Below are 15,896 nucleotides of genomic sequence, written 5' to 3' on the forward strand. Positions count from 1 at the left end.
GCCGCCACCCTTTCTATTCCGCTATCTTCGCAATACGTCCCTGCTCTAAATACACTAGGAGAATAGAAATATCAGCAGGATTTACACCCGAAATTCGAGAAGCCTGCGCAACAGAAAGCGGACGAACTTCTTTTAACTTCTGTTTCGCTTCGGTTGCAATCCCATTAATGGCATCATAATCAATCCGATCAGGGATTTTTTTGTTCTCCATCTTTTTCAATTTCTCAACTTGTTGAAGGGATTTTTCAATATAACCTTCATACTTAATTTGAATTTCCACTTGTTCACTTACATCTGATGTCACCGGAGTATCGGAAGGAGCCAATTTAACAACTGAATCATAGTTCATTTCAGGTCGTTTCATTAAGTCACTCGCCCGAATCCCATCCTTCAGTTCACTCCCACCAAGGGAACGAATGTAGGCCTGTGTTTCTTCTGAAGGTTTAATGAAGACTGAATATAAACGTTTCTTCTCTGCTTCAATTGCTTGTTTTTTCTCTTTGAACGCATGGAATCGTTCATCAGATATCAAGCCGATATCATGACCTAGCTCAGTTAATCTAAGGTCTGCGTTGTCATGACGCAAAAGTAAACGGTATTCAGCTCTTGATGTCAAAAGACGATAGGGCTCACTTGTTCCTTTTGTAACAAGGTCATCGATTAGAACACCAATGTAAGCATCAGAACGACTTAAAATGACTTCTTCTCTTCCAAGCGCTTTTCTTCCTGCATTAATTCCGGCCATAATACCTTGACCCGCTGCCTCTTCATACCCAGAGGTACCGTTGATTTGACCTGCAGTATATAACCCTGCAATCTTTTTCGTCTCTAGTGTCGGCCAAAGCTGTGTCGGTACAATGGCATCATACTCAATGGCATAACCAGCACGCATCATTTGAACATTCTCAAGTCCAGGAATCGTCGACAGCATGCGTTGCTGTACATCTTCAGGAAGACTTGTAGATAAGCCTTGTACATAAACCTCTTGCGTATTACGACCTTCAGGCTCTAAGAAAATCTGATGTCTAGGCTTGTCATTAAAACGAACCACTTTATCTTCTATAGATGGACAATATCTTGGTCCAGTTCCTTTAATCATACCTGAATACATTGGGGAACGGTGCAAATTTTCATCAATAATTTGGTGTGTTTCAAGACTTGTATAAGTTAACCAACATGGTAGCTGATCAGTCATAAATTCAACGGTTTCATAAGAAAAAGCGCGTGGGACATCATCGCCTGGCTGAATTTCAGTTTTGCTATAGTCAATAGAATGACTGTTTACACGAGGCGGTGTTCCAGTTTTAAAACGAACCAAATCAAATCCAAGCTCCGCTAAATGATCAGACAGTTTAATAGATGGCTGCTGATTATTAGGACCACTGGAATACGAAAGGTCACCTAGAATAATGCGCCCTTTCAAGAAAGTACCTGTTGTAATAACAACAGATTTTGCACGATAATGCGCACCAGTTTGTGTCATAACACCTTTACATTCATCATTTTCGACAATTAAACGATCAACCATGCCTTGAAGCAGTGTTAAATTCGGTTCATTCTCCATTGTTTTCTTCATCTCATGCTGATACTGGAACTTGTCTGCCTGTGCTCTCAACGCTCGCACTGCCGGTCCTTTACCTGTATTTAACATGCGCATTTGAATATGTGTTTTATCTATATTTCGAGCCATCTCTCCGCCAAGTGCATCTATTTCTCTCACAACAATCCCTTTAGCAGGACCACCTACAGACGGATTACATGGCATAAAAGCAACCATATCAAGGTTAATGGTCAATACCAGTGTTTTAGCGCCTTGTCTTGCAGAAGCAAGAGCAGCTTCAACACCAGCATGACCTGCCCCAATGACGATGACATCATATTGGCCAGCTTCATAACCCATTTCTTTCTTTCCTCCCTTTACTTTCCTAAACAGAATTGTGAGAACAACTGATCAATTAAACTTTCATGAACAGCATCCCCAATAATTTCACCTAGCTGCTCCCAGCAACGTGTTAAATCTATTTGAACAATATCGATCGGTACATCCATTTCAATTCCTTCAAGTGCATCTTCTATTGATTGTTTAGCAGCTTGAAGAAGTGCAATATGTCTTGTGTTACTCACATACGTCAAATCACCGCTCTCAATCGAGCCTGTAAAGAAAAGAGACTGGATGGCAATTTCAAGCTCATCTATGCCTTTCTCTTGCAATAACGACGTTGTGACGACAGGACGATCCTTTGCAAACTGTTTCACCTTCTCAAGGTCAAGCTTAGGCGCAAGGTCTGTCTTATTGACAATAACAATCACATCCATGCCTGACACTGCCTCAAAAAGTTTTACATCCTCATCAGATAACTCTTCACTATAATTAAGCACAAGTAGAATCAGGTCTGCTTTCTTTAAGACCTGTCTCGAACGCTCAACCCCAATACGCTCAACAATGTCCTCGGTCTCACGTATCCCAGCAGTATCGACCAATCGAAGTGGCACACCTCGAACATTCACATACTCCTCAATGACATCTCTCGTCGTTCCAGGAATATCTGTCACAATGGCCTTTGTTTCTTGAACAAGACTATTTAATAAGGATGATTTACCAACGTTCGGTCGTCCAATAATCACTGTCGACAAACCTTCACGTAATATTTTCCCTTGCTGCGATGTTGTAAGGACTGATTCAATTTCTTTTTTTACGGACCTTGCTCTTTCCACTAGCATTCGATGCGTCATTTCTTCCACATCATCATACTCTGGATAATCAATGTTCACTTCAACGTGCGCCAACGTTTCTAATATCTCGTCCCTCAGTCTTTTAATCAAACCAGAAAGACGACCCTCCATTTGGGTTAACGCTACATTCATTGCACGGTCTGTCTTCGCCCTAATTAAGTCCATGACCGCTTCCGCTTGAGATAGATCAATTCTTCCATTTAAGAAAGCACGTTTTGTAAACTCGCCAGGCTCTGCCAATCTTGCTCCCTCTTTTAAAGCAAGCTGAAGCACTTTATTTACCGTTACAATTCCGCCATGGCAGTTAATTTCAACAACATCTTCTCTCGTAAATGTTTTTGGTGCTCTCAATATAGAGACCATGACCTCCTCAATCACTTGATCTGTACTTCGATCAACAATATGGCCATAATGGATTGTGTGGGAATCGACTGAAATAAGCTTTTTTCCCTTTGGTCCCTTATACAATTGATCAGCGATTTGCACCGCGTCAGGACCACTCAATCGAATGATGGCAATTGCTCCTTCACCCATCGGTGTAGAAATTGCAGCAATTGTATCCAACGCTTCTTCACCTCTTCCTCTATTAACATATCTAACCTTTATCTATATGGATATTATCCATGTGAATATTAAAAACGTTTAACCAAAATTTAAAGATAACATAATTTAATTAGAAGTGAAAGTATGCAACCTCTAATTATCCACAGGATTGCATGCTATCTATTTTAACACTTAACTTATCCACATGTGAATAACAACGAACTCTTCCTACTCTTCAACATCTTACACCTAAACCATATAAATTTAAACGCCAATCGCACCTAGGATGAATATATAAAACCATTTTTTTATACAAAAACGCTGCTAAATTACTGGAAATTATACACACTTCTGCTAATAAAACATCATTTTTCATCAAAAAAAGACTAAAATTCAGTTTTGCTGAATCTTAGTCTTTCTGTTACTTTTTATAAAAGATGACAACATGACGTTTATTTCCCGTATCTTCCGAGGAAGTACCTAGCTTTTTAGAAAAAGAAGTAATTGCGTCATGCACCAATTTTCTTTCATTTGAAGGCATAGGTTCCAAATGAACCTCTCTTCTTGTTTTTAGTACTCGATTCGCTGTTTTTATTGCATACTGTTCAAGAGCTTCTTGGCGTTTTTTCCTATAATCTCCAATATCAATTGTAATATGATGATATTGATCTGAATAACGGTTAAAAACAAGCTGTGTCAGCGTTTCTAATGAATAAAGTGTCTGTCCTCTTTTTCCAATCATCAATGGAGTTTTTTCTCCATTCACATGAAAAGCGATTTTTTTCACACTTTTTTCTACGTTGACAATAGCTTCAGGATCAATTGCTGTTACCAGCTTTTCAAGATATTGTGTTGCAAGCTTTAAAGCGTCCTGCTTTTCTACTACTTTTACAACAGCTTGTCTTTTACCGAATAATCCCAAGAACCCTTTTTTTCCTTCGTCTAAGATGGTGATTTCTACATCATTTTTTGGTAAATTTATTTGTCTAAGTCCGGAATCTACTGCTTCTTCGATTGTGCGACCGACAGCAGTTATTTCCTTCATTTTTTCTTACCGTCCGCTTTTTCTTTTGTTTCAACTTGAACCTGCGGGGTTCTAATTAGTAATGTTTGAATGATCATGAAGAGGTTTCCAACAACCCAATATAGTGAAAGAGCCGCTGGGAAACTAATTGCAAAGACAATAATCATGATCGGCATCACCCAGAGCATAATAGCCATTTGCGGATTATCAGACGGGTTTCCAGCCATCATTAGTTTTTGCTGAATGAAAGTGGCAACACCTGCAATAATCGGCAATAGAAATAATGGATCTGGACTTCCAAGGTCAAACCATAAAAATGTGTGCTTCTTAATTTCAGCAGTTCTCATAATCGCATGATAGAATCCAATTAAGATTGGCATTTGAATCACAATTGGAAAACAACCTGCTAGTGGATTAACACCATTCTTTTGAAAAATTGCCATTGTTTCCTGTTGAAGCTGTTGCTGTGTCTTTTGGTCTTTAGAGCTGTATTTCTCACGCAGTTTTTTTAATTCAGGTTGCAGTGCCTGCATCGCTTTTGTACTTCTTAATTGTTTAATCATTAGTGGGAGAATGAGCAAACGAATTAAAATAGTTACAATGATAATCGCAACACCGTAGTTTTCGCCAGTCAATTCCGCCATATACGTTATTAATTGTGATAATGGATAGACAATATAAGAATTCCAAAACCCTTTACTTTCTGATGTGATCGGTTCATTGATTTGTGTACATCCAGCTAATAAAACCAACACACCGATCAAACTAAAGATCAGTAATAATCGCCTTTTCAACAAGATTCCTCCCATTACTTCAAACTTTATTTTAGTTGGAATTGATTTTCAAAAAAACTTACCTAATCAGTATGGTAACATTTTTTAATCACAAAGTGGTGTTTTCATTTTAATTCACTAAATGAAGGAAGCGCTTTTAAAAATAGCATCAACTAAGTTTCTATTACGAAGACTTTTTAGGTTGTTGTTTATAAGCAGCGGATTTTCTAAATAAATGTTGGAGAGACTTCTTTGTTTCCTCAAAGGTCATTTCACTCGCTGGTTTTCTAGCAATCACAATATAGTCTTTCTCCTGCTTTAACTTATGACCTTCTTCTAAAAAGACCTGGCGAATGAGACGCTTAATTCGATTTCTGGTAACAGCATTTCCAATCTTCTTGCTAACAGATAACCCTAAACGGAGTTCAGATTGATCAGTCTGATCAAGTTGATACATGACAAATTGGCGATTCGCCATTGATTGACCTTTATTAAACACTTTTTGAAAATCTTCATTTTTCTTTAGCCTGTTTCGCTTCTTCATTTATTCTTCCACTCCGATAAAAACTGACAGTTCTTTTTACGATCTTATGTAAAAAAGACCACTGACATTATTCAGTGGCCTAAGCTGATAATACTTTTCTTCCCTTACGACGGCGTCGTGCTAAAACTAGACGTCCGTTTTTAGAACTCATACGGCTGCGGAAGCCATGAACTTTACTACGCTTACGGTTATTTGGTTGAAACGTTCTTTTCATTTATGACACCTCCCTCGAGGAATAGCTGTTAAAGACAGTCTAACTCATTATATTTGTGAACCCATTGATTGTCAACATCAACGATACTTCTCTTATTATCAACCTGATAAGCATAACACAATTTGCTCGATGAAGAAACCTTCTTTTTTTAGATTCAAATATTTTAACCTCTTTTCTCCTCAGAAAATGATTCAAAAAACTGCTTGTGGATACTTTTTCAGCATATTTAGACTATCCACATCCTTTATCGACAACCTTTTCACACAAATAACGTATGTGGATAATTAATTTTCAACAACATGTAAAGTGTGTGGATAAGTTTCCGGCACCCATTGCACCATCTCGTTTATTTTGATATTATATTTGTGTTTTAACTCTTAATTACTTATCAGCATCATTTATCTTATCCACAATCTGTGGATATCCTGTGGAAAGATTTTGCACAGCCTGTTGATTTTTTTATCCACAGCTTGTGTAATTTGTCGAAAAGACGTTTTTCTACTATATTAAATCTTTTCAACAAATATTGTGCACGAATGGTAATAACCATTTGTTCTTTTTCGTGTTCTATAACAGATTGGTGCTAGCCATTTTAACGAGAAAAGGAGGGGAGAGAGGTCTCATGGAAAATATTTTGGATCTGTGGAACAAAGCACTTCTAAAAATAGAAACAAAATTAAGCAAGCCTAGCTATGAAACATGGATGAAATCGACAAAAGCCCATTCTCTTCAAGGAGATACGCTTACGATTACCGCACCTAATGAATTTGCTAGAGACTGGCTAGAATCAAGGTATCTCCACTTAATCGCAGATACCATCTATGAACTAACCGGTGAAGAACTTAGTATTAAATTCATTATTCCTCAAAATCAAGATGAAGAGGAAGCAATGCCAAAATCTCCTATCAAAAAAATGTCTAAAGATGAACCCGTTGATATTCCACAAAACATGCTGAATCCAAAATATACTTTTGATACGTTTGTTATTGGTTCAGGGAACCGCTTTGCACATGCTGCTTCACTGGCAGTCGCTGAAGCACCCGCGAAAGCGTACAATCCGCTCTTTATATATGGGGGAGTAGGTTTAGGAAAAACCCACTTAATGCATGCTATCGGTCATTACGTCATTGACCATAATCCGTCTGCTAAAGTGGTCTATCTTTCATCTGAAAAATTCACAAATGAATTTATTAACTCAATTCGAGACAATAAAGCAGTCGATTTCCGCAATCGCTATCGGAGTGTAGACGTGCTTTTGATAGATGATATTCAATTTTTAGCAGGAAAAGAACAAACTCAAGAAGAGTTTTTCCATACATTCAACACACTTCATGAAGAAAGTAAACAAATCGTTATTTCTAGTGATCGTCCACCTAAAGAAATACCGACACTTGAAGACAGATTACGCTCCCGCTTTGAATGGGGTCTAATTACAGATATTACACCACCAGATTTAGAAACAAGGATTGCCATTCTTCGCAAAAAAGCAAAAGCTGAAGGACTTGATATTCCGAATGAGGTCATGCTTTACATAGCGAATCAAATTGATAGCAACATCAGAGAGCTAGAAGGAGCCTTGATTCGTGTTGTCGCTTACTCGTCTTTAATTAATAAAGACATTAATGCTGATTTAGCAGCAGAAGCATTAAAAGATATCATCCCATCTTCAAAACCAAGGGTCATTACAATAAAAGAAATTCAAAGAATTGTAGGCCAACAATTTAATATCAAACTAGAAGACTTCAAAGCAAAAAAACGTACAAAATCCGTTGCATACCCTAGACAAATTGCGATGTATCTCTCTAGAGAAATGACAGACTCATCTCTCCCAAAAATAGGCGAAGAATTTGGTGGACGTGATCACACTACTGTTATTCACGCTCATGAGAAAATATCTAGGTTGATTGTTGAAGATGAGCAACTTCAACAACATGTCAAAGAGATCAAAGAACAATTGAAATAAATAAGCTGATACGGTTAGTATGGGATAATGTGAATAACTGCAGCTAGATCATACACAGTCTGTCCACATGTGGATAGGCTGTCTTTCCTTTCTTTTTCACCACTTATCCACATATCCACAAGCCCTACTAGTACTTCTACTATTTTTATTAATTAAATATATATCAGCTTCACTAAGATATTTAGGAGGACCATTATGAAATTCACGATTCAAAAAGATCGTCTAGTCGAAAGTGTCCAGGATGTATTAAAAGCAGTGTCATCTAGAACAACAATTCCAATTCTTACAGGGATTAAAATTGTTGCTTCAGACGAAGGGGTTTCTTTTACAGGGAGCGATTCTGATATTTCTATTGAATCCTTTATCTCTAAAACAGAAGGAGATTTAGAAATTATTACGATTGATCGCCCCGGAAGTATTGTGCTTCAGGCTCGTTTCTTTAGCGAAATCGTCAAAAAGCTACCAATGTCGACAGTAGAAATTGAAGTTGAACAAAATTATTCAACTATCATACGTTCAGGATCTGCTGAATTTAACTTAAATGGACTAGATGCAGAAGAGTACCCACATCTTCCACAAATAGAGGAACATCACGCTTTTCAGATCCCAACAGACCTATTTAAAAACTTGATTCGCCAAACTGTTTTCGCGGTGTCCACCTCAGAAACACGCCCTATCTTGACAGGTGTAAACTGGAAGGTGGAAAAAGGTGAATTAATATGCATTGCGACGGATAGTCATCGTCTGGCATTAAGAAAAGCGAAATTAGATATCAACGAGGAAAGCTCATACAATGTTGTCATTCCAGGGAAAAGTTTAACTGAGTTGAGTAAAATATTGGATGATGGTCAAGACTTAGTTGATATTGTGATCACTGAGACACAAGTTTTGTTTAAAACGAAAAACGTCTTGTTTTTCTCACGACTGCTAGATGGGAATTATCCAGATACAGCTCGTTTGATTCCTCAAGAAAGCAAAACAGACCTTGTTGTGAATACAAAAGAGTTCTTACAAGCGATTGATCGAGCTTCACTTTTAGCAAGAGAGGGACGTAATAATGTCGTTAAGCTTTCTGCTGATCCTGAACAAAGTATTGAGATTTCTTCAAATTCACCAGAGGTTGGTAAAGTTGTCGAAACGGTTCAAGCAGATGAAATTAAGGGTGAAGATTTAAAAATCTCCTTTAGCCCGAAATATATGCTAGATGCCTTAAAAGTATTAGAGGGAACTGAAATTCACGTCAGCTTTACAGGTGCGATGAGACCATTCCTTATTCGTACGCCAAATGATGATTCAATCATTCAACTTATTCTCCCAGTGAGAACGTACTAACTGATGACAAACAGCTGCTGTGTGGACACATAGCGGCTTTTCTTCTCTTTTATTTATACTTTCTTTTGACCCAATTTGCTTTCCCCTTTCCTTCTTGTCTTGTTTTTTAGTACAATTAGATATTAGTGATATTGAAAGAGGTCGATAAAATGTCTAATCCTGTTACCATTGAAACGGAAATGATCACATTGGGACAGTTTTTGAAATTAGCTGATGTGATTCAATCTGGCGGCATGGCGAAATGGTTCTTAAGTGAACACGAGGTTCTTATTAATCAAGAGCCAGATAATAGACGGGGACGTAAGCTTTACCCTGGAGATGTGGTCACGATTGAAGGAATTGGTTCTTTTCAAGTCGTGAATTAGAAACGGGTGACACTACATGTACATTCAAAGTCTGGCGTTAACTTCATACCGCAACTATGAACACACTGAGCTTCAATTTGAGAATAAAGTGAATGTCATGATAGGTGAGAACGCACAGGGAAAAACAAATTTAATGGAGGCCATCTATGTATTGTCGATGGCAAAGTCCCATCGCACGTCAAATGATAAAGAACTTATCCGATGGGACCAAGACTATGCTAAAATAGAAGGTAGAGTCATAAAGAAAAACGGACCACTCCCAATGCAACTCGTGATCTCTAAAAGAGGGAAAAAGGGTAAGGTCAATCATATTGAGCAGCAGAAGCTCAGTCATTATGTAGGTGCGCTTAACACAATTATGTTTGCGCCTGAGGATTTGAGCCTTGTGAAAGGGAGTCCTCAGATCAGAAGAAGGTTTCTTGATATGGAGATCGGACAAGTCTCTGCTGTATATCTACATGATTTATCGCTTTATCAAAAAATTCTATCTCAGCGAAATCATTACTTGAAACAATTGCAAACAAGGAAGCAAAAGGATCAAGCAATGCTAGAGGTTTTAACAGAGCAACTCATTGACGCGGCAGCGAAGGTTGTGCGAAAGCGCCTTATCTTCACGAAACAGCTCGAAAAATGGGCTCAGCCTCTTCATTTTGGAATTTCAAGAGAGCTAGAAACCTTAACGCTCAAATACCATACAGCTATTGAGGTATCAGAAGCGTCAGACTTGTCGAAAATAAAAGATAGCTACGAAGAATCGTTTTTTAAACTCAGAGAAAGAGAAATAGACAGAGGTGTCACTTTATGGGGACCTCATCGAGATGATCTCCTTTTCTTTGTGAATGGTAGAGATGTTCAAACATATGGCTCTCAAGGACAACAAAGAACAACAGCTCTCTCACTAAAACTTGCAGAAATTGATTTGATTCATGAAGAAATAGGAGAATATCCGATCCTTCTACTGGATGATGTATTATCTGAACTTGATGATTACAGACAGTCTCATTTGCTTCATACGATTCAGGGACGTGTACAAACCTTTGTCACGACAACAAGTGTTGAAGGTATTGACCATGCCACACTGAAAGAAGCGGAAATTTTCAGAGTAGCCAATGGAAAAGTAATTGACCGATAAATGAGGTGTGAGTCTTGTATATTCATTTAGGTGATGATTGTGTTGTGTCGACGCGGGAGATTGTCGCAATTGTAGATTACAAAATGAAAACATCTTCTGTCGTAGAAGAATTTCTGCAAAAACAAAAGAGTCATCTCATTTCGTTATCACATGGGACTCCAAAGTCTATTGTTGTCACAACTAAATCAATTTATTACTCTCCTCTCTCATCAAGCACGCTGAAAAAACGTGCTTCGTTTGTGATTGAAATTGATGTCTAAAAGCTCAATTCATATAAATATATCGTTTAAGAAAAGTGTAGGTGAATGTACGTGGCAATGGAACAGCAAAATAATAGTTATGATGAAAATCAGATACAGGTGCTTGAAGGTCTTGAAGCTGTAAGAAAACGTCCAGGAATGTACATTGGGACAACCAGTACCAAAGGACTCCATCATCTTGTATGGGAAATTGTCGACAACAGTATTGATGAGGCATTAGCAGGACATTGTACTGACATTATTGTGCAAATTGAAAAAGACAACAGCATCACAGTGAAAGACAACGGTCGTGGGATTCCAGTTGGAATTCATGAAAAGATGGGTCGTCCAGCAGTTGAAGTCATTATGACAGTCCTTCATGCCGGCGGGAAATTTGATGGCAGTGGTTATAAAGTATCTGGTGGGCTACATGGTGTAGGTGCATCTGTTGTTAATGCTTTATCTACTAGTCTAGATGTGACGGTCTATCGTGATGGCAAGGTTCACTATCAACAGTTTAAACAAGGTGCTCCTGTTGCTGATCTTAAAATCATTGGAGAAACAGATGTCTCAGGTACAACCACTCATTTTATTCCTGATCCTGAAATTTTCACAGAAACTTTAGAGTATGATTACGATACACTTGCCAATCGTTTACGTGAGCTAGCCTTCTTGACAAAAGGCGTCAGAATTATGATCGAAGACCTTCGTGAGGGCAAAGAGCGAAAGAATGAATACTGCTACGAGGGTGGTATTAAAAGTTATGTCGAACACTTGAATCGATCTAAAGAGGTTGTTCATGAAGAACCTGTTTATATCGAGGGTGAGAAGGACGGGATTACGGTTGAAGTGGCACTTCAATACAATGATTCCTATTCAAGCAACATCTACTCTTTCGCCAACAACATTAATACCTATGAGGGCGGTGCGCATGAAGCAGGCTTTAAAACAGGCCTTACTCGTGTAATTAATGACTACGCTCGTAAAAATGGTGTGTTCAAAGATGGAGATTCCAACTTGAGCGGTGAAGATGTTCGTGAAGGATTAACAGCTATTATTTCTATTAAGCATCCGAATCCTCAATTTGAAGGGCAAACGAAAACAAAGCTCGGAAACTCAGAAGCACGAACCATTACAGACGCACTATTCTCTGAAGCACTTGAAAAATTCCTATTAGAAAACCCAGATTCCGCAAAGAAAATCGTTGAAAAAGGGTTGATGGCAGCACGTGCAAGACTCGCTGCGAAGAAAGCACGAGAGCTCACAAGACGAAAAAGTGCGCTTGAAGTGTCGAGCTTACCTGGAAAACTTGCAGACTGTTCATCAAAAGACCCTTCAATATCAGAGCTTTATATTGTGGAGGGGGACTCTGCGGGGGGATCGGCTAAGCAGGGGCGTGACCGTCACTTCCAAGCCATTTTACCGCTAAGAGGGAAGATTTTGAACGTTGAAAAATCAAGACTTGATAAAATTTTATCTAATAACGAGGTTCGTTCCATGATTACTGCACTTGGCACAGGAATCGGAGAAGACTTCAATTTAGAGAAAGCACGCTATCACAAAGTTGTAATTATGACAGATGCCGATGTCGATGGAGCGCATATTCGGACATTGCTGTTAACATTCTTTTATCGCTACATGCGTCAAATCATTGAAAATGGCTATATCTATATTGCGCAGCCACCATTATATAAAGTACAGCAAGGTAAACGCGTTGAGTATGTGTATAACGACAAACAGCTTGATGTGCTTCTGAAATCCTTGCCACAATCCCCAAAACCGGGACTTCAGCGCTATAAAGGTCTTGGAGAGATGAATGCTACGCAGCTTTGGGAAACGACAATGGATCCTGATGCAAGAACACTTCTTCAGGTAAAACTTGAAGATGCAATAGATGCTGATGAAACATTTGAAATGTTAATGGGAGATAAAGTAGAACCACGTCGAAACTTTATCGAAGAAAATGCTCAATACGTCAAAAATCTAGATATTTAGAGATGCAACAACAACCTTATTTCTATGTTTGGGAATAAGGTTGTTTTTCAAGAATCAATGACTCGAATCTAAATTCTAAGGTTTTCAACGTTTCGCCGATTTTCTAGTAAATTGATGTGTATAAAAACAAGATTATTGATATAATGGAGAATAGTCTTGTGAATATAAATACATATTTTACTCCCACATAATTTATTTCATGTGATACGTAAAGGGAGGTTCTTATAGTGAGTGAACAACATACACCAAATGTACGTGAAGTGAATATCAGTCAGGAAATGCGTACATCCTTTTTAGACTATGCGATGAGTGTTATTGTTTCGCGTGCTCTACCGGATGTGCGAGATGGTTTAAAACCAGTGCATCGAAGAATTTTGTATGCCATGAATGACCTAGGTATGACAAGCGATAAGCCATTTAAGAAATCTGCGCGTATCGTCGGCGAAGTTATTGGTAAATACCATCCACATGGTGATAGTGCAGTATACGAAGCGATGGTTCGGATGGCGCAAGATTTCAACTATCGTAATATGCTAGTTGAAGGACATGGGAACTTTGGATCTGTAGATGGAGATGGCGCCGCAGCAATGCGTTATACTGAGGCACGCCTTTCTAAAATTTCTATGGAAATCCTGCGTGATATCACAAAGGATACGATTGACTATCAAGATAACTATGATGGTAGTGAAAGAGAACCTGTTGTCATGCCTGCAAGATTTCCTAACCTATTAGTCAATGGTGCAACAGGGATCGCAGTTGGAATGGCGACAAACATTCCGCCTCACCAACTTGGTGAAGTCATTGATGGCGTTTTGGCTATCAGTGAGGATCCGGAGCTGACAACACAAGATTTGATGGAAATCATCCCAGGACCAGACTTTCCAACAGCTGGTCAAATTATTGGCCGAAGCGGTATACGTAAGGCTTATGAAACGGGCCGAGGCTCTATTACGTTACGAGCAAAATCAACAATTGAGGAAACTTCATCGGGCAAACAACGGATTATCGTGAATGAACTTCCATACCAAGTTAATAAGGCACGCCTTATTGAGAAAATCGCAGACCTGGTCCGTGACAAGAAGATTGATGGCATAACAGATCTTCGTGATGAATCAGATCGTAATGGAATGAGAATTGTTATTGAACTTAGAAGAGATGCCAACGTTCACGTTCTATTAAACAATCTTTATAAACAAACAACGCTTCAAACCTCTTTTGGTATCAACTTATTGGCATTGGTAGATGGCCAGCCAAAGGTCTTGTCACTTAAACAATGTCTAGAGTATTATCTTGAACACCAAAAAGTTATTATTAGACGTAGAACGGCATACGAACTTCGTAAAGCAGAAGCAAGGGCACACATTTTAGAAGGTTTAAGAATTGCACTTGATCATCTTGATGAAGTCATCTCTTTAATTAGAAATTCTCAAACAGCTGAAATTGCTAGAAATGGTTTGATGGAAAACTATAGCTTGTCCGAAAAACAAGCACAAGCCATTTTAGATATGCGTCTCCAACGCCTAACAGGTTTAGAAAGAGAAAAAATTGAAGAAGAGTACAAAGGACTTGTGGCACTTATTGATGAGCTGAAAAACATCTTAGCTAATAATGAGAAAGTACTTGAAATTATTAGAGAAGAATTAACAGAGATCAAAGAACGGTTCAATGATACACGTAGAACTGAAATCGTCACGGCGGGTATCGAAACGATTGAAGATGAGGACTTGATACCTGTTGAAAATATCGTTATTACGTTGACCCATAATGGTTATATTAAACGACTTCCTTCCTCCACATACCGCAGTCAAAAAAGAGGCGGTAAAGGGGTACAAGGAATGGGTACAAACGAAGACGACTTTGTTGAACAGCTCATTTCTACTTCGACTCATGATACAATTCTCTTTTTCTCCAATAAAGGGAAAGTCTATCGTGCAAAAGGTTATGAGATACCAGAGTTCGGACGAACTGCTAAGGGAATCCCGATTATTAACCTCCTTGAAGTAGAAAAAGGAGAATGGATTAATGCCATTATCCCTGTTAGCGAATTTGATGAAGATTCCTACCTATTCTTCACAACTAGGCATGGTGTTTCAAAACGAACAGCGCTCTCTCACTTCGCTAATATTCGAAACAATGGCTTAATAGCACTTGGCCTTCGTGATGAAGATGAATTAATGTCAGTTCGATTGACTAATGGCGAAAAGCAGATCATCATTGGTACGAAAAAAGGCATGCTGATTCGTTTCCTAGAGACAGATGTTCGTGAAATGGGACGTACAGCAGCAGGGGTAAAAGGAATTACACTAGCTGAAGACGACATTGTCGTTGGAATGGAAATCCTTGAGCCAGATTCACATGTTTTAATTGTGACTGAAAAAGGCTACGGCAAATTAACGCCAGAAAAAGAATATAGAGTTCAAACCCGAGGCGGTAAAGGTCTAAAAACATGTAAAATCACTGAAAACAACGGTCAGCTTGTGACAGTAAAGGCAACAAACTCTGATGCTGAAGAAGATTTAATGATTATTACCGGAAGCGGTGTTATCATTCGAATGGCAGTTGCAGATATTTCGACTACAGGACGTGTTACACAAGGTGTCCGTCTCATCCGTTTAGGGGAAGATGAGCATGTAGCAACTGTTGCATTAGTTGAACAGTCAGAAGAAGAAAATATTGAAGAGCATTTAGAAGAAGACCAAGAATCTTGATGAGAAATAAAGCCGCCGTAACAGGGCGGCTTTATTTTTTAAAAAAATAATGGTTTTTTTGAAATTTATAATGCATTTTTAATAGAGATATGATAATCTTTCAAAGGAGCAAAAAACAGCTCTGTTTTATACTCTTTGTTTCTCAAGAAAATCAAAAAAAATATAAAAATATGTTGACTATTGATAGAGAGACATGATATATTTAAGTGGTCGCTTTAAGAGAGTGGCAAACAAGTTCTTTGAAAACTAAACAAGACAAAACGTACCTGTTAATTCGAGTTTTAATAAAAAAATCCTATGATTCGCATCATAGGTAGTCAGTCAAGCTGAC

General features: G+C 38.4%; 13 protein-coding genes. 7 read left to right on the plus strand and 6 right to left on the minus strand.

The features are described 5' to 3' along the window. Positions 1 to 13 precede the first annotated feature (13 nt). The 6 genes from mnmG to rpmH all read right to left on the minus strand — a co-directional run bounded on the left by mnmG (position 14) and on the right by rpmH (position 5,831). Positions 14 to 1,900 (minus strand): tRNA uridine-5-carboxymethylaminomethyl(34) synthesis enzyme MnmG, encoded by a 1,887-nt coding sequence (gene mnmG, locus ACQKEZ_RS10295; RefSeq protein WP_427300435.1) that lies wholly within the window; start codon positions 1,898 to 1,900, stop codon positions 14 to 16. Positions 1,901 to 1,917: 17 nt separating this feature from the next. Next, positions 1,918 to 3,297 (minus strand): tRNA uridine-5-carboxymethylaminomethyl(34) synthesis GTPase MnmE, encoded by a 1,380-nt coding sequence (gene mnmE, locus ACQKEZ_RS10300; protein ID WP_427300437.1) that lies wholly within the window; start codon positions 3,295 to 3,297, stop codon positions 1,918 to 1,920. 400 nt (positions 3,298 to 3,697) lie between these two features. Next, the gene (gene jag / locus ACQKEZ_RS10305) at positions 3,698 to 4,321 is read right to left on the minus strand and encodes an RNA-binding cell elongation regulator Jag/EloR (protein WP_427300439.1); all 624 of its coding nucleotides are present in this window, start codon (positions 4,319 to 4,321) and stop codon (positions 3,698 to 3,700) included. Continuing rightward, on the minus strand, positions 4,318 to 5,094 hold the full coding sequence (gene spoIIIJ, locus ACQKEZ_RS10310; RefSeq protein ID WP_427300441.1) for a YidC family membrane integrase SpoIIIJ: 777 nt from the start codon (positions 5,092 to 5,094) through the stop codon (positions 4,318 to 4,320). Before spoIIIJ ends, jag begins: the two co-directional genes overlap by 4 nt. Positions 5,095 to 5,257: 163 nt before the next feature. Continuing rightward, on the minus strand, positions 5,258 to 5,617 hold the full coding sequence (gene rnpA / locus ACQKEZ_RS10315; protein WP_427300443.1) for a ribonuclease P protein component: 360 nt from the start codon (positions 5,615 to 5,617) through the stop codon (positions 5,258 to 5,260). Positions 5,618 to 5,696: 79 nt separating this feature from the next. Continuing rightward, complete coding sequence (rpmH, locus tag ACQKEZ_RS10320; protein ID WP_003178075.1) at positions 5,697 to 5,831, minus strand: 50S ribosomal protein L34; 135 nt, start codon at positions 5,829 to 5,831, stop codon at positions 5,697 to 5,699. A 622-nt stretch (positions 5,832 to 6,453) separates the two neighbouring features. Between rpmH and dnaA the strand changes: the two genes are divergently transcribed. From dnaA to gyrA, 7 genes are all read left to right on the plus strand, one after another. Further along, a complete protein-coding gene (dnaA, locus tag ACQKEZ_RS10325) occupies positions 6,454 to 7,794 on the plus strand; it encodes a chromosomal replication initiator protein DnaA (protein ID WP_427300446.1) in 1,341 nt (446 codons plus the stop codon). Between the two features lie 195 nt (positions 7,795 to 7,989). Further along, positions 7,990 to 9,126, plus strand: a complete 1,137-nt coding sequence (gene dnaN, locus ACQKEZ_RS10330) for a DNA polymerase III subunit beta (RefSeq protein WP_427300448.1) — start codon at positions 7,990 to 7,992, stop codon at positions 9,124 to 9,126. Between the two features lie 149 nt (positions 9,127 to 9,275). Next, positions 9,276 to 9,491, plus strand: coding sequence for a S4 domain-containing protein YaaA (gene yaaA, locus ACQKEZ_RS10335; RefSeq protein ID WP_427300450.1), 216 nt, complete (start codon positions 9,276 to 9,278; stop codon positions 9,489 to 9,491). A 16-nt stretch (positions 9,492 to 9,507) separates the two neighbouring features. Beyond that, a complete protein-coding gene (gene recF / locus ACQKEZ_RS10340) occupies positions 9,508 to 10,623 on the plus strand; it encodes a DNA replication/repair protein RecF (protein ID WP_427300452.1) in 1,116 nt (371 codons plus the stop codon). 14 nt (positions 10,624 to 10,637) lie between these two features. After that, on the plus strand, positions 10,638 to 10,883 hold the full coding sequence (gene remB, locus ACQKEZ_RS10345; protein WP_427300454.1) for an extracellular matrix regulator RemB: 246 nt from the start codon (positions 10,638 to 10,640) through the stop codon (positions 10,881 to 10,883). A 57-nt stretch (positions 10,884 to 10,940) separates the two neighbouring features. Then, positions 10,941 to 12,857: a DNA topoisomerase (ATP-hydrolyzing) subunit B gene (gene gyrB / locus ACQKEZ_RS10350; RefSeq protein ID WP_427300571.1), complete on the plus strand. Its 1,917-nt coding sequence runs from the start codon at positions 10,941 to 10,943 to the stop codon at positions 12,855 to 12,857. 227 nt (positions 12,858 to 13,084) lie between these two features. Beyond that, a complete protein-coding gene (gene gyrA, locus ACQKEZ_RS10355; RefSeq protein WP_427300456.1) occupies positions 13,085 to 15,565 on the plus strand; it encodes a DNA gyrase subunit A in 2,481 nt (826 codons plus the stop codon). The last annotated feature ends 331 nt before the right edge of the window (positions 15,566 to 15,896 follow it).

It is taken from the genome of Bacillus sp. NPDC077027 (assembly GCF_050269555.1).
In the GTDB taxonomy this organism is placed as follows: domain Bacteria; phylum Bacillota; class Bacilli; order Bacillales; family Bacillaceae; genus Bacillus.